Below are 22,075 nucleotides of genomic sequence, written 5' to 3' on the forward strand. Positions count from 1 at the left end.
CGTTCCACGACCGTGCCGTATTGGCCAGGTCCTCGGCGCACTGTCGTTCTCGGGCACACTGTTGGCGTGAAGATCACCGATGCGCAGCGGCGGGCACGGCTCGTCGGACGTCAGTTCGCCGATGTCTCCAAGCCCGAGGACGTCGTGAAGTCGGTGCTGGCGCTGCACGCGACCGACCCGGCCACGGTGTATCTGTCGGTTCTCGCGCGCGCTCGATCGCTGACGGTCGAGGATGTGCGCGCGGCCATGTACGACAGGCGTTCGCTCGTGCGACTGATGGCGATGCGCCGGACGCTGTTCGTCCTCGCTCACGACGACGTACCCGTCGTACATGCTGCTGCGAGCCTCGGGGTTGCCAAGACCATGCGCGCACGACTGAAGAAGCAGGTCTCGACCCTGCCTACCGAGCCCGAGGTGAAGAACGTCGACACGTGGCTCGCCGAGGTGGAGTCGAGCACGGAGGAACGACTGCGAACCGTCGGAACAGCAACGGGCGCAGAGCTGTCTGCTGCCGTTCCGTTGCTGAAAACTGCCATTCTGCCGACGACCGACAAGGCCTACGACGTCAAGCGATACGTCACGTCGGAGGTGTTGGTGATGATGGCTGCCGAGGGAAAGATGGTGCGCGTCGAACCCCGCGGGGCGTGGACGTCGCGTCGGCATGCGTGGGCGCCGATCGAACAATGGTGGCCGGGCGGTATTCCCGTCGTCGACGAGGCCGAGAGCCGCCGAGAATTGGTGCGACGGTGGCTCGAGGCATTCGGTCCTGCGACGTTCGACGACGTCCAATGGTGGACGGGGTGGAACAAGACTCAGACGCGCGGGGCGCTGTCGGGTCTGGACACCGTCGACGTCGAACTGGAGGCGGGAGATGGAGTGATGCTGACCGGCACCTCGTTCGGCGATGACGCGGCTGGTGTCATGTTGCTGCCCGCCCTGGATCCAACGCCGATGGGGTGGAAGCAGCGCGACTGGTACCTCGGGGACTACAAGGCTCCACTCTTCGACACGTTCGGCAACATCGGCCCCACAATCTGGGTCGACGGCCGCATCGTCGGCGGATGGGCCGTTACTCCAGCAGGCGAAGTAGCCACGGAGCTGTTCGAGGACATCGGATCTCACGCTTCGGAAGTCGCGGCTGAGGCCGGGCGGATCACCGACTTGCTGGACGGAGCTGCCATCGTCCCGACGTTCCCGACGCCGTTGGAGAAGAAGTTGCGGGGCAAGAAGTAGCTTCGGCTGGCGCATTTACCCCCTAGTTGTGCGGCTTCGAGGCTGTTCAGCGCACAACTGGGGGGGTAAATCCGTCCCTACTGGGCGTTCCAGAAGCCGCACTGGTGAGCGTCGAAGTAGTCACCTACTTCGGTGACGGGGTTGCCGAACTCGAGCACCGGACCGGTATCGTCCGTCGTGCGGGGCCAACCGTCACCGGGGCTTCCTGTGTGCGCAAAGCTCGACCAAGCCTGGATCATTTTCTCCGACAATTCCTTCTGACCCGGACCGGTCGTAAGATCATTGCCTTGCAGGTCGAAGGTGTACGCCAAATCGGTCGCATGAGCTGCACCTTGCGGAACTCCGGAGGCGGACACGCCACTGACGTCAGGCGCCGTTTCGTCAGCGAACTCGTAGGACCAGACGTCGGCATTCTTCGCCAGGTCGCTCGCGCCCCTGAGCGTCGGGCAGGACCATGCAGCATCGGTAACCAGTGCCGACCAGGCAAGAGGAGGGCTGGCGAAATTCCCTCTCGGATAACGTTGTTCGACCTCGGGCGCTCTGGATCCGAATGCCTGCTGGATGAGGGATGAGTAGTTCGAGTCGCTGACAGCGCTGGGATCCGCCAGTAGCGCACCACCGACAAAGGAGCGATGCTCGTCGGCGTTGCCCCCGGTGATCACCGGAATCTTCAGGACATTGCCGTCGGCCAGCGCCTCGGCGGGGTTCCGCGGGACGAGGTCGGTGCCGTAGGCAAGGCCGTTGCCGAAGGACGAACCTTGTCCGACGAGAACATCTACCGGCAGCGCACGCAGGCAACCAAGTCGATCGTCCGCGCAATTCAGGGCTGCCGCGATGGCCACGCCGTTCTCCTCGCTCTCGGCAAGGGGTACGTACGGTGTCATCTCGGGTAGACCCGGATAGAGCGTTCCCGCGGGCCAGTCGATCATGCACGATCCCGACATGATTACAGCCTTGTCCATCAGCCCCTGCGCTTCGGGCGATTCCAGTGCAGCACACGCGGACATACCCCCAGCCGACTCCCCCATGACGGTCACGTTGTCCGCGTCCCCACCGAATGCTGCGGCATTGTCGTTCGCCCACTTCAACGCCAGCAGCTGGTCGGCTAGACCGAAGTTGCCCGATCCTTCGAGGCCTGGGAGTCCCAGATATCCGAACATGCCTAGCCGGTAATTGACCGTCACGACGATGACGTTGCCTTGTTCGGCGAAGCGCTGTGCATCGTAACCGGATCCAGCTCCACTGGTGTAACCGCCGCCATGCCACCAGACGACGACTGGCAGGGGCTCCGAGGACGGCGACCGAGGTGCTGTGACGTTGAGAAACAAGCAATCCTCGTTCATGTCACCGACGGACGGAGCCTGCGGGCACGCTGCGCCAGGCTCAGTGGCGTCGAGAGTCTCGTCGGTGTCGGCGACCGGCTGCGGGAGGGCCCATCTGAGCTCGCCCACCGGGGGCTCTGCGTAACGGATCCCGAGAAACTGACGCGTCTCGCCGACGGTCTTGCCGTGCAGTGTGCCCGTGGTGGTGTCGATATCGAGGGATGGTTCTGGTGTGGTGTCGGTCGAGCACGCGGCGACAAGCAGCAGGCACGCCAGAGCTGACACGATCTTTTTCATGAGTTCTCCCGTCGAGTTGCAGCCAGAACGGTGTGGTGCACTTCCTCGGTGATCGATCGCGAATCACGGCCTGCAGCAATTTCTTTGACGGCAACATCGAGAACTGCGCGGATAACCGACGCCATGAGAGTGGTGTCCATCGGCCGGAAATGGCCGGCGTCGATTCCGCGCTGAAGTATCGAATCGAGCTCCAGCAATTCGGCTGCATGCTCACCCCGATCGACGCGCGGTCGATGACCCGACGCGAAGATCGCCGTCAACGCTTGCATGTGGTGTGGGAATTTCGCGTAGAAAGTGATGCTGCCGGAAACGAACGCAGACAGCGACTCCGACGGTGATGCGGCCTCCGCGACGCCCGGGCCGACCTCGCGCGCACCGACGGCGTAGACCTCGGCAATCACCGCGTCGAGTAGGTCGTCCCGGCTGCCGAAGTGGTAACCGATCACTCCCCGACTGACACCTGCACGTTCGGCAACCTTGCCGAGCGACGCCCGTTCGGCGCCGAGTTCGGCGATTACCTCGATGGCCACCCCCACCAGCTGGGCACGGCGAGCCGACTGAATGAACGTCGGCGTCTCACGTTCCACTCGTGGTGACGGCATGGTCTCGACGCTATCAGCGTTGGGCAATTTTTCCCAGGGGTGGGAAATGTTGAGGCAGAAATTTACCCCCGAGCTGTGCGGGTTCAGGGCTGTTCAGCGCACAACTGGGGGGTAAATCGCTAGGCGGTGGCTCAGACGTTGAAGCGGAACTCCACGACATCCCCGTCGACCATGACGTAGTCCTTGCCCTCGATGCGGACTTTGCCCGCAGCCTTGGCTGCCGCCATGGATCCGGCGTCGATGAGGTCGTTGAAGCTGACGATTTCGGCCTTGATGAAACCGCGCTCGAAGTCGGTGTGAATGACGCCCGCAGCCTGAGGTGCCGTGTCGCCCTTGTGAATTGTCCACGCCCGAGCCTCTTTGGGACCCGCGGTGAGGTAGGTCTGCAGGCCGAGGGTGTGGAAGCCGGCGCGGGCCAAGGCGTCGAGACCGGGTTCTGTTTGTCCGACGCTCTCGAGCAGTTCGGCTGCGGATTCGGCGTCGAGTTCGAGCAGCTCGGACTCGATCTTCGCGTCCAGGAAAACTGCGTCAGCCGGGGCTACGGAGCGCGCCAGCTCGCCGACCTTCGCGTCGTCGGTCAGCACAGCCTCGTCGGCATTGAAGACGTAGAGGAACGGCTTGGTGGTGAGGAGCTGGAATTCCTTGAGCAGCTCGAAGTCCAGCTTGCCCTTCTGCGAGAACAGCGTCTTGCCCTCGTTGAGCACTGCCTGAGCCGCAATCGCAGCATCGAGTGCAGGCTTGCGGTCCTTCTTGATCCGCGCTTCCTTCTCGACGCGCGGGATGGCCTTCTCCAGCGTCTGCAGATCCGCGATCGCGAGCTCGGTCTCGATGACCTCGATATCGGCGGACGGATCGACGCGGCCGTCGACGTGCACGACGTCGTCGTCGGCGAAGACTCGGACGACCTGGCAGATGGCGTCGGCCTCACGAATGTTCGCGAGGAACTTGTTGCCCAGGCCAGCACCTTCGGACGCACCCTTCACGATGCCGGCGATGTCGACGAACGACACCAGCGCAGGCACCAGCTTCTCCGAGGAGAACACCTCGGCGAGCTTGCCGAGCCTCGGATCGGGAAGCGGAACGACGCCGACGTTCGGCTCGATGGTCGCGAACGGATAGTTCGCGGCCAGAACATCGTTCTTGGTCAGCGCGTTGAAGAGGGTGGACTTGCCGACGTTGGGCAGTCCGACGATTCCGAGGGTGAGGCTCACGGTCTATGGAGTCTACTTTGGTGTGCCGACCAGCTCGGACAGCGCCCGTCCCGCATCCAGGCTCGATGTGCCGAGAGGCGCCAGGGCAACGTGATCTGCGCCTGCCACCCAGTGCTCATCCACCCGTCGGGCAATGTCGTCGACGCTCCCCCACGCGACCAAGGCATCGACGAGCTGATCGCTGAGCCCGTCTACGTCGTCGCTGGTGAAGCCCATGCGAAGGAAGTTCTGCCGGTATCCGGCGACCGACGCGAGAAAAGACAGCGGCTCGCGAGCAATCTCGCGTGCCCTGGCAGGGTCCTCCTCGAGAACGACGAACTGACTGACGGCCAGTACGGCATCGCCGAGAATTTTCCTGGCATCGGCTGTGTATTCCGGAGTGACGAGCAGTGCGACGGCACCGGCAGCTCTACTGCGAGCGAGTTCGAGCTTCTTCGGCCCCAGGGCGGCGAGGAGGATGCGGTCGGACGAAACGGTGAGATCGTCGAGATACGCATTCAACCCGGCGAGTGGCTTCGCGGTCTGCGGACCGCCCAGACCGAGCACGAATCTGCCCGACGATTCCAGCTCGTCGTAGAGCGCACGGGTCGCATTGGCGTCGTAGACGTCGACCGGAACTATTCCGGGAACGACCTTCGCGGTGCTCGTCGCGCTCACGAGGTCGACGAGTCTGCTCAGCCGATCGATCTGGCCACCCGCGAGCCACAGCGAGGAGTAACCAAGCGATTCCAGCTCGCAGGCGTCGTCGAGGTACGAATGGCCGACGTCGACCGAAATTCCAGTTCTTCCGAGTCCCAGTGTGTCCATGGGTTCCAACGTAGAACCTCGAGGAATGTTCAGGTCAACCCATGTGCACGCCTACACCGCGCTCCATCCGGAGTTGACGAGCAGAGCGAACATCAGGACATAGAACAGCACGAACACCAGAACGAACGCGACCCACACCCACAGCGCGATTTGCCCGAGCTTTTTCGCCCGGTCCGACGCATATTGCGCGCCCTGAAAATCCCCCATCGCCCATCGTGGATAGACGTTCGAGGAGTGGTTGAAGGCCGAGAAGGCGACTGGCCAGAAGAAGATGACCGCCGCCACCGCCCACCCGGCGTTCGTCGGAGGTAGCGGTGGCGGCGCGTACTGCTGATACTGCTGATTCGGGTCCGTCATGGACGGCACCCTATTACGTGCTCACGCCGTTGTCTTCAGCTCCGCCGCAGCCTTGGCGAGGGAGGCTACCGCGTCCCAGTCCTCTGCCGCGAGGACCGGGGCCGGAGTGAGCCACGATCCCCCGACGCATCCGACGTTCGGCAAGGCCAGGTACGACGACGCATTGGCCGTGGAGATTCCGCCCGTCGGGCAGAAGCGAGCCGCAGGGACAGGCGAATGGATGGACTTCAGGAAGTTCGCCCCGCCCGACGCTTCGGCCGGGAAGAACTTGAGGTCGGTGTAGCCGGCTTCGAGTAGCGCGAGCACCTCGGACACCGTTGCGGCACCGGGCAGATGAGGCAAGCCGGTCTCCGTCATGGCTTTCGTCAACGCCGGGGTGCAACCCGGTGACACCAGGAACTGAGCGCCCGCATCGGCAGCCTGCTTCGCCTGACCGGGGGTGACGATCGTGCCCGCCCCGACGAGAATCTCGGGAACCTCGGCGGCGATGCGTTCGATGGCGTCGAGCGCCACCGGCGTACGAAGCGTCAGTTCGATGACCGGCACACCGCCCTGGACCAGCGCGCGGGCGATCGGCACTGCGTGATCGAGGTTCTCGATGACGACCACTGGGATGACGGGTACGCGGTCGAGCAGCGATTCGGTCATGTTTCTCTTTCCTTAAGGTTGGTCGGTACCTGGGGTCGTGCGTGCGTAGTTACCGTCGGCGGTACTTACGCGCGCACGGGCGGCGGAGCCGCACTAGCGCATAACGAACATCGCACCCTCGTCGGCGGGTCCGACGAGCGCACGCATACCGGAGAACAGGTCACGCCCTGTGCTGGCCCATTCGTCCTGAGTCAACACGCGACCCGTCACTGGCCGCGCCTCGAACTCGCCCAGAGGTACGTCGATCGACAATGTCCCGGTGAGCGAGTCGAGTGTGATCATGTCGCCGTCGACGATCTTGGCGATCGGCCCACCGCTCGCGGCTTCGGGTGTCAGATGTATTGCGGCGGGGACTTTTCCGGATGCCCCGGACATCCTGCCGTCGGTGATGAGCGCGACGCGGTAGCCCCGGTCCTGGAGGATTCCGAGCGCCGGAGTCAGCTTGTGCAGCTCGGGCATCCCGTTGGCCTGCGGGCCTTGGTAGCGCAGAACAGCAACGAAGTCACCTTCAAGCTCACCTGCGTCGAACGCTTCGAGAAAGTCCGCTTGATCGTCGAACACCCGGGCCGGACCTGTGACCACTCGATGCTCGGACGCGATCGCGGAGGTCTTGATGACGCACTTGCCGAGGGGTCCGGTCAGCACTTTCAGTCCACCGTCGGCGCTGAACGGCTCGTCCGCACCGCGTAGGACGCTGTCGTCGTGGCTCATGCGAGTGCCGTCGTGCCACATCACGCCGTCACCGTCGAGCTTGGGTTCCTGCGTGTACCGCCGAAGCCCCGGACCAGCAATGGTTTTCACGTCCTCGTGCATCAAGCCTGCATCGAGGAGCGAACCGATGACGAAACCGAGACCACCCGCGGCATGGAAGTGATTGACATCGGCCTTGCCGTTCGGATAGATCCTCGACATCAGGGGTACGACAGCGGAGAGATCGGACAGGTCCTGCCAGGTCAGCGTGATCCCGGCCGCACGCGCAATGGCGACGAGGTGCATCGTGTGATTGGTCGATCCGCCGGTGGCCAGAAGCGCGACGCAGCCGTTGACGAGTGCTTTCTCGTCGACAATCTCGCCGACGGGAGTGTACGTCTCGCCCAGGTCGGTGAGACCGGTGACGACGTGTGCGGCCTCGCGAGTCAGGGCGTCGCGCAACGCAGTTCCCGGATTGACGAAGGACGAGCCAGGTAGATGCAGGCCCATGACCTCCATCAGAAGCTGGTTGGAATTCGCGGTGCCGAAGAACGTGCACGTGCCACTACCGTGGTACGACGCCGCCTCCGCGTCCAGCAGCGCCTCCCGGCCTACCTTTCCTTCGGCGTAGAGCTGGCGAGCTTTTGCCTTTTCGCCGTTGGGAAGTCCGGAGGTCATCGGGCCTGCAGGCACGAACACTGCTGGCAGGTGCCCGAAGCTCAACGCTCCGATCAACATTCCCGGCACGATCTTGTCGCACACCCCGAGCATGAGGGTGGCGTCGAACATGTCGTGCGACAACGCAATCGCCGTCGACATCGCAATGATGTCGCGACTGAACAGCGAGAGTTCCATGCCGTCGCGGCCCTGTGTGATGCCGTCGCACATGGCGGGCACGCCCCCGGCGAACTGCGCGATACCGCCCGCGTCGATGACAGCGGACTTGAGTGCTGCGGGGTAGGTCTCGAACGGCTTGTGCGCCGAAAGCATGTCGTTGTACGCGGACACGATCGCGATATTGGGCTTGACGGTGCCGCGTAGGGCTTGTTTGTCGGCCTTACCGGAAGCGGCGAAGCCGTGGGCGATGTTGGCGCATGCCAACCGGCCGCGGGCAGGCCCCTGCGTTCCGGCGGCCGAGATTCGATCGAGGTAGGCGGCTCGTGCGGACTGGCTGCGGACTGCGATGCGGTCGGTGACCTCGCGCAGAACCGGGTGAAGTGTGTCCATGAGGTGTCTCCCGTGTTCGGTCTTTCTCGATTCAGACTAGGGGCAGTTAGGTGTTTCGACAAGCCCAACTTATGTATTTGTAAATCGTAAGTGTCAATTCTTCCGCTGTTGCCTGCCCGGTTGCGAATTGGTTGAATGGCGTATATGCGAACTTCACGTCCCGGCGCACCGCCCGCGACCGCAGGTGAGATGTTCGCGCTGATCCGCGACCGTGAAGCCGACACACGCACAGACCTCGGCAAGTTCACCGGGCTTTCGCGCTCGGCAGTCGCCGCGAGGGTGAACGCGCTCACGACGCTGGGGCTGGTGATCGAGACCGAGGACACCCACTCCACCGGCGGTCGCCCTCCCGCACGGCTGTCGTTCGACGTCGACGCCGGAATCGTGCTCGCGGCAGCCATCGGTCGCAGTCGCTCACAGCTGGGCGTCTTCTCCCTCGGCGGTGAGTTTCTCGCCAGCGACACCGTCGACCAGGAAATCGGCGTCGGCCCGGACGAACTGATGCCGCAGATCACCAAACGGCTCGAAGTTCTCGTCGACGAGTCAGGTCGCACCGACCACCGCATCCTCGGCGTCGGCCTGTCCATACCCGGCACTGCGGACACAGCCAGAGGGTGCAGCCTCGACTCGCCGATCATGCACGGATGGGACGGGATCCCGCTGGCGCCGTTCTTCGCCGAGACGACATCCGCACCGGTCTTCCTGGACAACGACGCCAACGCGATGGTCCTGGCAGAACGCCGCGACAACCGGGATCGATTCCAGAACGCACTGCTGGTCAAGGCGTCGACCGGCCTCGGTGCAGGAATCGTCGCCGGCGGAATACTGCAGCGCGGATCACTGGGTGCGGCAGGCGAATTCGGCCACACCAAAATCGCTGCGGCAGCCGGAGTGGCATGTCGCTGCGGCGACAGCGGCTGCCTGGAGGCGATCGCCGGCGGCTGGGCGCTCGTGCGTGCGCTCCAGGATCGGGGACGCAGCGTCGGGCACATACGAGGTGTCGTCGAACTCGCGGTGAGCGGCGACCCCGAAGCGAGGCGGCTCATCCGAGACAGCGGACGCCACATCGGCGAGACCCTGGCCGGTGCCGTCAACCTGCTCAACCCAGAGGTGCTCATCGTCGGCGGCGACATGGCGAAGGCGTACGACATCTTCGTCGCAGGCTTACGAGAGACGGTCTACGGAAACGCGACCGCGCTGGCCACCAAGGCGTTGACCATCCAAGCCACCACCCACGACGACCTTTCGGGCGTCATCGGCAGCGCAGCAATGGTATTGGATCAGGTCTTGAGCACCCGTGCGATCGACGAGGCATTGGGGAGCTGAAAGGCCGCCTCCGCTCGCCGCAAATTCACAACCTTTGGACGCAGTCACCTGAGAACGTGACCGCGCTGTCACCCACACCGTTTACAGTGATCGCTGTCACATCACCGATGCTGAAAGTGGTCCCCATGGCATTGAAAGCGGCAGACGATCCGAACATCGAACTCATGAAGAACGATGCGGATTTGCCACCGGTCGGAGTAGTGGACAAAAGTCCCATGACTCCGGCCAAACGAATACTGTTCGTCCTGATCGGCCTGCTCGGCGGCGTCGCGTGGACCATCGTCGCGATCGTGCGCGGCGAGAACCCCAACGCTGTCTGGTTCGTCATCGCCGCTGTATGTACCTACATCTTTGCGTTCCGCTTCTACGCCAGGCTGATCGAGAACAAGATCGTCCATCCGCGAGACGACCGCGCCACACCTGCGGAAATCCTCGAAAACGGCACGGACTACATGCCGACGGATCGTCGCGTGCTCTTCGGCCACCACTTCGCCGCCATCGCAGGCGCAGGTCCGCTCGTCGGCCCGGTTCTGGCCGCCCAGATGGGCTACCTGCCCGGCACGCTGTGGATCATCATCGGCGTCGTGTTCGCAGGCGCCGTGCAGGACTTCCTCGTGCTGTGGATCTCGACGCGCCGCCGCGGGCGCAGTCTGGGCCAGATGGCTCGCGACGAACTGGGCGTAGTCGGCGGTATCGCTGCACTCGTCGGCGTCTTCGTCATCATGATCATCCTGATCGCCGTACTCGCGCTCGTCGTGGTCAACGCCCTCGCCGAGAGCCCCTGGGGCGTCTTCTCCATCGCTCTCACCATCCCCATCGCGCTGTTCATGGGTGTCTACCTGCGCTACCTGCGCCCCGGCAAGGTCTCCGAAATATCGCTGATCGGAGTCGTGCTACTCCTGTTCGCAATCGTCTCGGGCGGCTGGGTCGCCGAAACCGAGTGGGGCACCGACTGGTTCACCCTCTCGAAGGTCACCGTCGCCTGGTGCCTCATCGCCTACGGACTCGCCGCATCCATCCTCCCGGTCTGGCTGCTGCTCGCACCGCGCGATTACCTCTCGACGTTCATGAAGATCGGCACCATCGCGCTCCTGGCCGTCGGAATCCTCATCGCCCAGCCCAAGATGCAGATGCCTGCCATGACGTCGTTCGCCACCGAGGGCAACGGCCCGGCCTTCGCGGGCTCGCTCTTCCCGTTCCTGTTCATCACCATTGCCTGCGGCGCACTGTCGGGATTCCATGCTCTGATCAGCTCGGGAACAACACCCAAGCTGCTCGAGAAGGAAAAGCAGATGCGGATGATCGGCTACGGCGGCATGCTCACCGAGTCGTTCGTCGCCATCATGGCCCTCATCACCGCATGCGTTCTGGACCAGCACCTGTACTTTGCGCTCAACGCTCCCGCAGCACTCACAGGAGGGACTCCGGAAACGGCGGCCGACTACCTCAACAACAACCTCGGGCTGCCCGGTGCGGACATCACCCCTAGCGAATTGACGCAGGCCGCCGAAGCAGTCGGTGAAGAATCGATCATCTCTCGCACCGGCGGCGCTCCGACGTTGGCATTCGGCATGTCCGAGGTGTTGCACCAAGTCTTCGGAGGCGAAAGCCTCAAGGCCTTCTGGTACCACTTCGCGATCATGTTCGAGGCCCTGTTCATCCTCACGACGGTTGACGCAGGTACCCGCGTTGCACGCTTCATGCTCTCCGACAGCATCGGAAACCTGCCCGGTTCGGTCGCCAAGAAGTTCAAAGATCCGTCGTGGCGCCCCGGCGCCTGGGTGTGCTCGCTGATCGTCGTTGCAGCTTGGGGCGCAATCCTTCTCATGGGCGTCACCGATCCCCTCGGCGGCATCAACACGCTGTTCCCGCTGTTCGGCATCGCCAATCAGCTGCTCGCCGCGATCGCACTGACCGTCGTGATGGTGATCGTCGTCAAGCGCGGACTGTACAAGTGGGCGTGGATTCCCGGTATCCCACTGGTGTGGGACCTCATCGTCACCATGACCGCGTCGTACCAGAAAATCTTCTCCGACATTCCCGCCATCGGTTACTGGAAGCAACACAGCCTGTTCGTCGACGCGAAAAACCGAGGTCTGACCGAATTCCAGACCGCCAAGACCGCAGATGCGATCGATGCGGTCATCCGGAATACCTTCATTCAAGGCACGTTGTCGATCATCTTCGCGGTACTCGTACTGATCGTCGTCGCTGCCGGGGTGGTCGTCTGCATCCAGGCCGTACGTGGCCGCGAACTGCCGGACAACGAAGAACCCGCGGTCCCGTCGAAAATCTTCGGTCCCGCAGGCTTCATCCCCACTCCGGCCGAGAAGGAAATCCAGAGCGAATGGGACAAACTCATCGCAGACGGAACCGTCCGCGCTCCGGGCGCCGCGCACGCGAGTCACCACTGAGATGAAGGGGCTCTGGTGGTGGATCACGTCGCTGATGGGCGACAAGGACTACGAGCGGTACCTGGCACACATGGCGCGGGTACACCCCGGTGAGCCGGTTCCGTCGGAACGTCAGTTCTGGCGAGACCGCTACACCGAAGCAGATCGCCGACCTGGTGCGCGCTGCTGCTGAGCTGATTCGGCTACCGACGTGCATGGCGGATTTCCGCTAGCACCCGGCCGGGCCCGGTGACACAGTGGAGTCCATGGAGTTGGATTTCGAACGGTGTTACCGGGCCGTGTCAGCGAGGGACACCCGTTTCGACGGGCAGTTCTTCACGGCCGTGCGCACGACGGGCATCTACTGTCGCCCGTCGTGCCCGGCCACAACACCGAAGGCGAAGAACGTCTCGTTCGTTCCCACCTCAGCGGCCGCTCAGCAGGAGGGCTACCGCGCCTGCCGACGCTGCCAGCCCGATGCAACTCCCGGCTCACCGCACTGGAACATTCACTCGGACCTGACTTCTCGCGCTATGCGATTGATCTCCGACGGGGCCGTCGAGCGGGGTGGAGTCGACTCGCTCGCCGACACACTCGGCTATTCGACACGCCAACTCACCCGCGTCCTCACCGCCGAAATCGGAGCCGGTCCTCTCGCGCTCGCCCGCGCACACCGCGCCCACACGGCGCGAACGCTGATCCAGACGACGGACATGTCGATGAGCGACATCGCCTTCGCCTCGGGATTCTCCAGCGTCCGTCAGTTCAACGACACCGTGCGTGAAGTCTTCGCAGTCAACCCCACCACGCTGCGTGACGAGGCATCGAGGAAGAAGACGGTCTCGTCGAACGGCACTGTCACCGTCCGGCTCCCGTACCGGCAACCGCTGGACCGCGGGTGGCTCGAATGGTTCCTCTCGGGCCATGCGGTGCCCGGCAGCGAGAGCTTCGACGCGGGCGTGTACCGACGCTCCCTCCGACTCCCCCACGGCCATGGCGTCGTCGGTCTCAGGATCGAGGACGGATACGTCGACACCACACTCAGCCTGCAGGACATGCGCGATCTGGCACCTGCAGTCGCGCGGATCCGTCATCTTCTCGACCTCGATTCCGACCCCGAAGCAATCGACTCGGCGCTGGGCGAGGACACTGCACTTGCGCCGAACATACGCTTGCACAGCGGTATTCGAGTTCCAGGCAATGTCGACGGTGACGAACTTCTGCTGCGGACGATGATCGGCCAGCAGATATCCCTCGGCGCTGCGGCGACACACACGGCCAGATTGGTCGAGGCGTTGGGTTCGCACATCGAGGACCCGCTCGGCGGGAACATCACCCGGTTGTTCCCCAGCTCGGCGATCATCGCCGAACGCGGTCACGAGGTCCTCACCGGGCCCAAGGCTCGGGTGGAGGCCATCATCGGAGTCGCCGAGGCGCTGGCGTCGGGCAAGCTCGTTCTGCACACGGCGTTGCCCGCCGACGAACTGGAGCGAGATCTACTCGCCTTGAAAGGAATCGGACCGTGGACTGCGCGCTACGTCGTGATGCGTATGCTCGCCGACCCCGACGTCCTGCTCGACACCGACCTCGTCGTTCGCCAGGGCGCCGAAGCACTCGGCATTTCGCTGAAGGAATCGCACCGCTGGGCGCCGTGGCGTTCGTACGTCTCGATGCACCTGTGGAACATCGCACTCGAAAGAAGGAAATCATGACCGCTGGGATCGCGACGTCAGCTACCACCGACACACCGATCGGCCCGTTCACCACGATCGTCGATTCGGCCGGGTCCGTGCTGGCATCAGGCTGGACGGAGTCGATCGACGAGCTTGCACCGTTGATTCACCGCACACTTCGCCCCACCGACATCCGCCAGGCAGGTGATCTCGGCAGCGTGACCGAGGCAGTCGACGCCTATCACCGCGGCGATTTCACTGCGATCGACGGCATTCCGGTGAGCCAAGTGTCAGGCGAATTCCTCGTCCACGCATGGACTGTTCTACGAAAGGTTCCGGCAGGCGCACCCGTCACCTATTCGGAGTTCGCGGCACTGTCGGGACGCCCTGCCGCCATCCGGGGCGCAGCATCCGCGTGCGCTCGCAACGCTGCGGCGCTGTTCGTGCCCTGCCATCGAGTGTTCAGGATCGGCGGCGGCATGGGCGGATTTCGCTGGGGTCTACCGGCAAAGCAGTGGCTGCTCGCGCACGAGCAAGGGTGATCGGGATACGCAGACGTTAGAGTCACTCGGGTACAGCGAGCGTGGGCGGTCACCACAAGTGGTCCCCCGAGTTCGCACCCAGCCCACGAACAGAAGGATCTTCGACGTGACTGAGCAGGCAGCGCCCGGTGTGAAATCGGGGCGCGATCGGGGTGACCTCATCGGCGTCGGCGGGATCTGGTTGGCCAAGTGGTCGCTGATACTCGTCTCCGTCGCAGCAGGTGCGTGGGTTCTGGGATGGTTGATCTCGTCGCTGTGGGTGATCATCCTTCCGGCTCTTCTCGCGATCATCGTCGCGACCGTCCTGTGGCCGCCGACGAAGTGGATGATGCGGGTCGGCCTCCCACCTGCGCTGTCCGCTACCGCCGCGCTGGTGGTGTTCTTCCTCGTCATCGGCGGCATCATCACGCTCATCGTCCCGTCGGTCGCCGATTCGGCGCCGGAATTGGTCGACAAGGCATCCGCCGGTGTTTCGCAGGTGCAGAACTGGCTCAAGGGTCCTCCGATAAACCTGCAGGACGAACAGATCGACAATGCCGTCTCGGCCATCACGTCAAGGCTCCAGGACAGCGGCACCGCCATCGCATCCGGTGTTTTCACGGGTGTGTCGGCAGCAGGCTCCATCCTGGTAACGCTTGCTCTCGTCCTCGTTCTGACCTTCTTCTTCGTCAAGGACGGCACGAAGTTCATTCCGTGGCTGCATGGATTCGCCGGTGGGCGCGCAGGTACGCACCTTGCCGAGGTCCTCGCCAGAATGTGGACGACGCTCGGCGGATTCATTCGTACCCAGGCAATCGTGAGTTTGATCGACGCCTTCTTCATCGGACTGGGACTGGTGATCCTCGGGGTGCCCCTGGCGCTGGTTCTCGCCACTCTGACGTTCCTCGGCGGCTTCATCCCCATTGTCGGTGCGTTCGTTGCAGGTGCCCTGGCAGTGCTGGTCGCACTGGTTGCGAACGGTCCGACCACCGCGCTGATCGTCCTCGTCATCATCCTGGCGGTGCAGCAACTGGAAGGCAATGTGCTGCAACCGATCCTGCAGAGTCGCAGCATGAACCTGCATCCGGCGATCGTGTTGCTCGCGGTCACCGGAGGCAGCTCGGTATTCGGAATCATCGGCGCATTCCTCGCCGTCCCCGCCGCCGCGACGGCCGCAGTTCTCATTCGCTACGTCTCGGAAGAGATCGACAAGCGCTCCGACGAGGCGAATCAACGCGAGCTCGAAACTCAGGCTCCCGATCCCGCCGATCTGGTGACCGACGAAGACGGCAACAACAAGGACGCGCCGAAGAAGACGAACCCACAGGACTCCCAGAAGGACGCAGATCAGGACGCAGCGAAGAGCTGAAGTCTCGACCCGTCTCGCTCGCGAATCACGTGCAGGCGACTCGGAATGCGTTGGCGCATCTCGTCGACGTGACTGACGATGCCGACGACCCGACCGCCTGCACGCAGCTCGTCGAGGACGCCCATAACCGATTCGAGCGTATCGGCGTCGAGCGTTCCGAATCCTTCGTCGATGAACATGGTGTCGAGCACAACTCCGCCGGATTCGGCCGCGACGACGTCGGCGAGGCCGAGCGCGAGCGACAACGACGCCAGGAACGATTCTCCGCCCGACAAGGTCTTTGCGGAACGAGTGACGCCGGTGTAGTCGTCGCGGATGTCGAGACCGAGACCGCCTCGCCGCCCGCGTGATTCGGCCTCGTCCGAATGAACGAATTCGTACCGCCCCGACGACATCCGCCGGAGTCGAGCCGACGCAGACTCCGCAACGTCTTCCAGCCTCGACGCCAGGACGTACGAGCGGAGCGACATCTTGCGCGCGTTCTGGCCGCGGCCGGCGACGACATCTGCGAGCGCCGCGAGTTCGTCGTGCCTTGCCTGCATCGGTGCTGCGCGGTCCACCGCCGCCCACAATTGCGCCGTCAACTCCTCGAGCTGCTCGGTCCTGCGCTTGCATTCAGCGTGCGTCGCCACAGCCGCGTGCAATTCGACGGCTGCAGCGTCGACGGCGATCTTCGCCGCTTCGGTGTCGACCGGCTCGTCGTCTCCGACAGCGGCGATCGCAGGCTCGGCGAGCACTTGTTCGGCGTGTGCCCTGACGTCGTTGGCCTTCGCGATCTGCTTCTCGATCGACGCGGCCCGCGCAGAGGTTACGACTGCGCGTGCCGCTTCCTCGGCCGACGCGAAACCCGATTCAGCCACCAGCGACGCGAGCCGATCGGCGAGATCGTGTGCCGCCGAGGTCTTGCCGGCCGCGTCGGTGCGTGTGTCGAGCACCTCGGTCGACAGCGCGATCAATGCTTCCAACCGGCCGAGAAGACGATCGATGCTCGTAGTGCCGTCGACCCTGTCGGCAATGCGGCTTCTCATCTCGCGCACGTTCATCGAGACCTGTGCAGCCCGCGCCTCGATTCCGGCGGCCGTCGACTGAAGTTCGGCGATCGACGCCGCCAGTCGTTGGTCTTCGCCGCGCAGTTTCGCGAGCCTTGCCTGGAGGCGGTCGCGCGCTGCCGCCGCTGCACGTGCCGCTGTGAGCGCCGAGGTAATGCCGTCGAGTGACCCGATGAGCTCGGCACTGTCTCGGTCGCCCGACTGTTCCGCGAGCACATCGCGCGCACGCAGCAGAGCCGCGACCTCGGCGGCCTTCTTCTCCGCGATGGTTCCTGCTCGCCGCTCGCTCGCTGCTGCGTCGGCCTCGTCGTCCTTGGTGACGGTGGATTCCGCCGCGTGAGTCGGATCGGGGTGCGTGGACGAACCGCACACCCCGCACGGCTCGCCCTCGACCAGCCGCATTGCGAGTTCTGCGGCCATCCCCGACAGTCGCTGCTCACGAAGATCGAGAGTGTAGCTGCGGGCGTCGTTGTAGGTGCCCACTGCTACGTGATGCGCCTTCTCGGCAACGACGAGCCTCTTGCGCGTCTTGGCCAGTTCGATGGCGGCTTCCACTGCGCGAGTGATGCGCGCGGAATCGGCCTCGAGCGAGGGAATCTCGGCCGCTGCCTCGACCGCCGCGTGCAGTTCGGTCTCGGCGGTTGTGATGGCGGTCGGCAGAGTCGAGCGCTCGGTCCGGCGCGATCCCAGTTCGCGTTCTACGACCGCGAGTTCGGTGGCGAGAGCTTTCGCGGTCCGGTCCTCGGCGTCAGCTCTACGCGCGAGGACGCGGAGTTCCTCCAGCGCGGCCACCTCGGTGGTCCAGGTGCGAACCGCAGTCGCCACCAGTGCCCGATCGGCGAGGATGTCGCGCCCTGATGCGGAAAGACCGTCCAGAACTACGCTCGAACCGTCGATCTCCTCGAACTTCTGGTGCACCCTGGCAGCTGTGCGTACCGCCGTGGCAGCCATCGACTCCGCCGCGGCGAGTTCGCTTGCCAGCGCGGCGACGGGACCCGCGGCCACCGAACGTTCCACTTCCAGGCGTAGTGCCTCCCGCTCGGATGCGCCCGCGTGAAACTCCGCAAGTTGTTCCTGCGCGATTCTTCGACGGGCGTGCAGGTCGCGGGCGAGCTCGAGTTGTTTGAGGTCGGCGACAGCAGCTTCCGAAGTGATGCGCGCGCTTGCCAGCACCTCACTCGACCGAACGTATGCGCCGCGCGCGGCGTCGAGCACGTCGCTCGCCCACTCGACCGGCTGCACATCGAGTTGTTCTTCCTCACCGGACGCCGTCGATATTTGGCCCAGGAGCTTGTCCGTCGCAATACGACTGCTGTCCAACTGTGCGGCGCTCACTCGGCGGGCATCGGCGAACCATTCCTCGATGTCGCCGAACCTGCTGGTATCGAACAGGCGCTCGAGCAGATTGCCTCGCTCGTCGCTGTCTGCCCGCAGGAAGCGTGCGAACTCACCTTGAGGAAGAAGGACGACTTGAAAGAACTGGTCTGCGCTCATGCCGAGCGCCACACCGACCGCGTCGCCGATTTCGTCGAGGCGGGTCAGATTCTGGCTCGAACCGTCGAGCCACGTGAGCGACGCCTTTGCGTTCTGCTTCGTTGTCCCGTCGCCGCGCTTCTTCGGCCTGAAGAACTCGGGACTCCGCACTATCCGCACCCGTCGGCCACCCAATGTTGCGTCGAGCGTGACCGTCGGCACGGCACCGGGTTCCGCGTGATCGGAGAGTAGGCGTTTACCGTCCTTGCGCGCCCCTGGGACTGTGCCGTACAGCGCGAACGCGACGGCATCGAGGATGGTCGTCTTTCCAGCCCCGGTCTGACCGTGGAGCAAGAACAATCCGTCGGCGCCGAGTGCGTCGAAGTCAACCGACTCCGACCGTGCGAACGGCCCGAATGCAGTGATTTCCAGCTTGTGCAGCCTCACGCAGACTTCCCGAAGAGTTCGTACTGACCGCTTGCGGTATCAGCGGCAACCTCGTAGCGGCGAACGCTCGCCAAAGCCCGTTCCAGCAACGCTGTTTCGCTGTTGGTGGGCGCACTGCGCATGTCGGTGACGAACGACGCCATGATCTCGGTGTCGGTACGCCCGCGCACCCGGTCGCGATAGCGGGCATCGGAATCCTGAGCAGGACGGTTCCATTCGAGATGAACGGCATAGGGGAACCGGCGCTGCAGCGACCTCATTGCGTCCACCGGGCGCACCGGGTCGGTCAGTACCGCAGAGACGTAATGATGTTCGGCGTCGGCGAACCGCTCGTCCGCCAAGAGTTCCTCGACCGTGCCCTCGATTCGACTGAGCCCGCGGACCACAGGGAGATCGACGCGGTCGACGGTGGCGAGACCCTCGGCGGCGAGTTCGACTATCCAGACAGCTTTGTTGTGGCTGCGCTCGCCGAACGAGTACGGCAGCGGCGAACCGGAGTATCGAACACCCGTCGACAACGTCTGAGGAGAGTGCAGGTGGCCGAGTGCTACGTAATCCACGCCGTCGAACGACGAGGCGGGTACGGTCTCGATGCCGCCCACGGAAATGGACCGTTCGGAACCCGTCGCCTCACCGCCGACGACGAACGCATGGGCCAGCACGACTGATCTGACGGACGTGGCATCCGCACGGCGCTCCTGTAGATCGGCATTCACCCGCGCCATGGCCGCGTCGAGAACCTCCGTGTGCGAGCGCGCGGCCGGTATGTCGAGTTCGATACGCGTGGTTTCCGGTTCGAGGTAGGGAATCCCGTAGAAGGCAACAGGCCCGAACTCGTCGCTCACGATTACCGGGGTGCCCACTTCCGAGACTCGCGTCATCAGGTGCAAACCACCCGCCGACGCGAACGCTGCGCCCGCTCCGAGTCGGGCAGGCGAATCGTGGTTACCCGACGTGGCGACTATGACGGCACCTGCCGCACGGATGGCTTCCAGTCCCCTGTTGCACACGAGGACGGCGTCGGCGCTGGGAACCGCGCGATCGTAGATGTCGCCCGGAACGACGACGACGTCGATTGCATGCATCTTGGTGAGATCCGCGATGGCCGCCAGGGCAGCGGCCTGATCGGCGAGCAGATCGGTGCCGTGGAACGTGCGCCCGATGTGCCAGTCCGAGGTGTGCAGGATCTTCATGGAATACGACGCTAACCGGACCCACCGACAAACTCGGCTAGGCGCCGCGGCCTGTCGGTGCCCTCGTGCATCATCTGCACTCATGAACGCACTCGCTGCTCTCGGCATGGTTTTCGCCCTCGTCGTCGGCTGCGCCATCGGGTGGTTGCTGCACGCATCGAGGGTCGGCGACCGAGCGGTGCGAGCCGAAGCGCAATTGGCTGCGCTCCGCGACAACGAGGCACTGCTTCGCCGCTCCCTGTCGGCGGTCAACGAGGACTCGGCGCGGCGGCATTCGGGTGCCATCGGCCAACAGGTGTCCCATCTCGTCGAACCGCTGCACGACGCCGTCGACGCCCTCACCGAGCACGTGCGTCAGGTCGAGCACAACCGGATCCGTGCCTACGCCGGGCTCAGCGAGCAGGTGACCGGTATGCACCGAGCGTCGGTGCAGTTGTCCACTCAGACCTCACAGCTGGTCACTGCCCTTCGGGCCCCACAGATCCGCGGTCGATGGGGAGAGATGCAGCTCGAGCGCGTGGTGGAGCTCGCAGGGATGGTCAAGCATTGCGACTTCGACACTCAGGTGGCGAGGAACGGGGTCCGACCCGACATGATCGTCCGTCTCGCCGGCGGGCGTCAGATCGTGGTGGACGCCAAGGTTCCGTTCGCCGCGTATCTCGACGCCGCGCAGGAAGAAGACCCGGACCGTCGAGACAAGCAGATGACGCGCCATGCTCGGCACCTCAGGACGCACGTCGACCAGCTGGCCGCCAAAGAATACTGGCGATCCTTCGAGCCGACGCCCGAGTTCGTCGTGCTGTTCGTCCCTGGGGACCCCTTCCTCGACGCCGCGCTGACATCGGACTCGTCTCTGCTCGAATACGCTTTCACCAGAAACGTGATACTTGCCACGCCCACCACTTTGGTCGCGCTACTGCGGACGGTTGCGTACACCTGGAAGCAGGAGTCGCTCGCCGAGGACGCTGCGCGGATACAGGAACTCGGGCGCGAGCTGTACACCCGACTCGGAGTGGTTTCGTCGCACCTCGACAAGCTCGGCAGCCACATCGGCAAGGCCGTCGACTCGTACAACGCGACGGTGTCCTCGGTCGACGCCCGCGTCGGCGTCACCGCCAGAAAGCTCCACGAACTCGAACTGTTCGACGCCGATGTGGTCGACGTACGGCGGGTGGACGCCAGGCCGAGAGTGTCCGATTCGTCGCACTCGTTCGGCCAGTTCGGTCATGTCGACGACGCGGTGGGGTGAACAGCCGCTAACCTCGATGGGTGTCTACCTCCCAACGTGCCCGTTCCGGGGTACCGCTGGATCAACGTTCAGCAATCGCATCCGTGCCAGGCGTCCCTGCTTGGGGGGCAGTGGCGATCGCCGTCGGCGCAACATTTCTGGGTTTCGTCATCGACGCGGCGCGGGGTTCCGAGCTGACGTCTGCATTCGCGTCGCTGTACATCATCGGGATCGTCGCCGCAGTCGTGTTGGTCAGATATCGCGGCCTTTTCACCGCCATCGTCCAGGCGCCACTGATCCTCTTCGTCGCCGTTCCGCTGTCGTATCAGTACTTGACAGAGAACGCGGGAACCAGCCTGAAGGATCTCCTTCTCAACCTTGCGATCCCGCTGGTAAATCGCTTCCCGATCATGCTGCTCGGAACGATTCTCGCGGTTGCCGTCGGTGCCGCTCGGGTCTTCCTGAAGAAGCAGTCGTCACACGCGCCTGCCGGAGCGGCCAAGCGAACGGTGCGTGATCGAGCCAAGGAGACTCGTGACCGCTCTCAGCAGAACCGAGCACAGTCGCGGGAGAACCGGGCTCGCCCCGACGAGTCACGCTCACGCCGCGTGGCTACAACACCGGAGGGCCGGGCACCGGAGACTCGAGCTTCACACAGTAGAGGCGCCGAGGCCGCACCACGATCGCGCCGAGCCGAGCCCACAACCGCTCCCACCGAGGGCCGTCGCGCCCGGCGGGAGCGTCTGGAACCGCAGTACGATCGCCCTGCCGCCGATCCCTACCGTCCCGAGCGAAGCGCTGCCAGGCCTGAGCGAAGCGTCGCCAGGCCCGACCGCGATGCCGAGCCGACGCGCAGACCAGCTCCGCGTCCGCAGCCGCCGCGTGTTCCGCGCCCGCCCGAGGTCGACCCGTACTCTGCACCCCGCGCAGCAACGCCGAGCGGCACCCACATCCCGCCTCATCCAGTTCCGCAGGTGCGGTACCGGGATCGCGGAGACGCCTGACGAGT

General features: G+C 64.3%; 18 protein-coding genes. 9 read left to right on the forward strand and 9 right to left on the reverse strand.

The window, feature by feature from the left end:
* Positions 1-66 precede the first annotated feature (66 nt).
* Positions 67-1,233 (forward strand): winged helix DNA-binding domain-containing protein, encoded by a 1,167-nt coding sequence (locus D8W71_RS24200; RefSeq protein ID WP_121117299.1) that lies wholly within the window; start codon positions 67-69, stop codon positions 1,231-1,233.
* Positions 1,234-1,310: 77 nt separating this feature from the next.
* Here D8W71_RS24200 and D8W71_RS24205 read toward each other — a convergent pair whose 3' ends face one another.
* From D8W71_RS24205 to edd, 7 genes are all read right to left on the reverse strand, one after another.
* The gene (locus D8W71_RS24205; RefSeq protein WP_121117301.1) at positions 1,311-2,852 is read right to left on the reverse strand and encodes a carboxylesterase/lipase family protein; all 1,542 of its coding nucleotides are present in this window, start codon (positions 2,850-2,852) and stop codon (positions 1,311-1,313) included.
* A complete protein-coding gene (locus tag D8W71_RS24210; protein ID WP_121117303.1) occupies positions 2,849-3,454 on the reverse strand; it encodes a TetR/AcrR family transcriptional regulator in 606 nt (201 codons plus the stop codon). The genes D8W71_RS24205 and D8W71_RS24210 overlap by 4 nt, the downstream gene beginning before the upstream one ends.
* Before the next feature lie 131 nt (positions 3,455-3,585).
* Positions 3,586-4,665, reverse strand: a complete 1,080-nt coding sequence (gene ychF / locus D8W71_RS24215; RefSeq protein ID WP_121117305.1) for a redox-regulated ATPase YchF — start codon at positions 4,663-4,665, stop codon at positions 3,586-3,588.
* A gap of 12 nt (positions 4,666-4,677) precedes the next feature.
* Positions 4,678-5,472 carry a TIGR03620 family F420-dependent LLM class oxidoreductase gene (locus D8W71_RS24220; protein WP_121117307.1) on the reverse strand — a complete coding sequence of 265 codons (795 nt, stop codon included), beginning with the start codon at positions 5,470-5,472 and terminating at the stop codon, positions 4,678-4,680.
* A 51-nt stretch (positions 5,473-5,523) separates the two neighbouring features.
* Entirely contained in the window at positions 5,524-5,829 is a 306-nt protein-coding gene (locus D8W71_RS24225) for a CD225/dispanin family protein (protein ID WP_121117309.1), read from the reverse strand.
* Positions 5,830-5,850: 21 nt separating this feature from the next.
* Entirely contained in the window at positions 5,851-6,477 is a 627-nt protein-coding gene (gene eda / locus D8W71_RS24230) for a bifunctional 4-hydroxy-2-oxoglutarate aldolase/2-dehydro-3-deoxy-phosphogluconate aldolase (RefSeq protein WP_121117312.1), read from the reverse strand.
* Between the two features lie 93 nt (positions 6,478-6,570).
* Positions 6,571-8,394 carry a phosphogluconate dehydratase gene (gene edd, locus D8W71_RS24235; protein WP_121117314.1) on the reverse strand — a complete coding sequence of 608 codons (1,824 nt, stop codon included), beginning with the start codon at positions 8,392-8,394 and terminating at the stop codon, positions 6,571-6,573.
* A gap of 144 nt (positions 8,395-8,538) precedes the next feature.
* Between edd and D8W71_RS24240 the strand changes: the two genes are divergently transcribed.
* The 6 genes from D8W71_RS24240 to D8W71_RS24265 all read left to right on the forward strand — a co-directional run bounded on the left by D8W71_RS24240 (position 8,539) and on the right by D8W71_RS24265 (position 15,676).
* Positions 8,539-9,720, forward strand: coding sequence for an ROK family protein (locus D8W71_RS24240; RefSeq protein ID WP_121117316.1), 1,182 nt, complete (start codon positions 8,539-8,541; stop codon positions 9,718-9,720).
* 125 nt (positions 9,721-9,845) lie between these two features.
* Positions 9,846-12,134 carry a carbon starvation CstA family protein gene (locus tag D8W71_RS24245; RefSeq protein ID WP_121117318.1) on the forward strand — a complete coding sequence of 763 codons (2,289 nt, stop codon included), beginning with the start codon at positions 9,846-9,848 and terminating at the stop codon, positions 12,132-12,134.
* Position 12,135: 1 nt separating this feature from the next.
* Positions 12,136-12,306, forward strand: a complete 171-nt coding sequence (locus tag D8W71_RS24250; protein ID WP_121117320.1) for a YbdD/YjiX family protein — start codon at positions 12,136-12,138, stop codon at positions 12,304-12,306.
* A gap of 73 nt (positions 12,307-12,379) precedes the next feature.
* Positions 12,380-13,825: a DNA-3-methyladenine glycosylase 2 family protein gene (locus tag D8W71_RS24255; RefSeq protein WP_121117321.1), complete on the forward strand. Its 1,446-nt coding sequence runs from the start codon at positions 12,380-12,382 to the stop codon at positions 13,823-13,825.
* Positions 13,822-14,328, forward strand: coding sequence for a methylated-DNA--[protein]-cysteine S-methyltransferase (locus tag D8W71_RS24260; protein WP_121117323.1), 507 nt, complete (start codon positions 13,822-13,824; stop codon positions 14,326-14,328). Before D8W71_RS24255 ends, D8W71_RS24260 begins: the two co-directional genes overlap by 4 nt.
* A 106-nt stretch (positions 14,329-14,434) precedes the next feature.
* The gene (locus D8W71_RS24265; RefSeq protein ID WP_121117325.1) at positions 14,435-15,676 is read left to right on the forward strand and encodes an AI-2E family transporter; all 1,242 of its coding nucleotides are present in this window, start codon (positions 14,435-14,437) and stop codon (positions 15,674-15,676) included.
* Here D8W71_RS24265 and D8W71_RS24270 read toward each other — a convergent pair.
* Together D8W71_RS24270 and D8W71_RS24275 are read right to left on the reverse strand one after the other, a co-directional pair.
* Positions 15,655-18,645, reverse strand: a complete 2,991-nt coding sequence (locus tag D8W71_RS24270; protein WP_121117327.1) for an AAA family ATPase — start codon at positions 18,643-18,645, stop codon at positions 15,655-15,657. The genes D8W71_RS24265 and D8W71_RS24270 overlap by 22 nt on opposite strands.
* A complete protein-coding gene (locus D8W71_RS24275; RefSeq protein WP_121117329.1) occupies positions 18,642-19,838 on the reverse strand; it encodes an exonuclease SbcCD subunit D in 1,197 nt (398 codons plus the stop codon). Before D8W71_RS24275 ends, D8W71_RS24270 begins: the two co-directional genes overlap by 4 nt.
* An 82-nt stretch (positions 19,839-19,920) precedes the next feature.
* Here D8W71_RS24275 and D8W71_RS24280 point away from each other — a divergent pair, with 82 nt between their 5' ends.
* Positions 19,921-21,087 (forward strand): DNA recombination protein RmuC, encoded by a 1,167-nt coding sequence (locus tag D8W71_RS24280; protein ID WP_121117331.1) that lies wholly within the window; start codon positions 19,921-19,923, stop codon positions 21,085-21,087.
* Between the two features lie 20 nt (positions 21,088-21,107).
* A complete protein-coding gene (locus D8W71_RS24285; RefSeq protein ID WP_201265183.1) occupies positions 21,108-22,070 on the forward strand; it encodes a DUF6542 domain-containing protein in 963 nt (320 codons plus the stop codon).
* Positions 22,071-22,075 lie beyond the last annotated feature (5 nt).

Origin of the sequence: Rhodococcus sp. P1Y, assembly GCF_003641205.1 — a bacterium.
Lineage (GTDB): Bacteria > Actinomycetota > Actinomycetes > Mycobacteriales > Mycobacteriaceae > Rhodococcoides.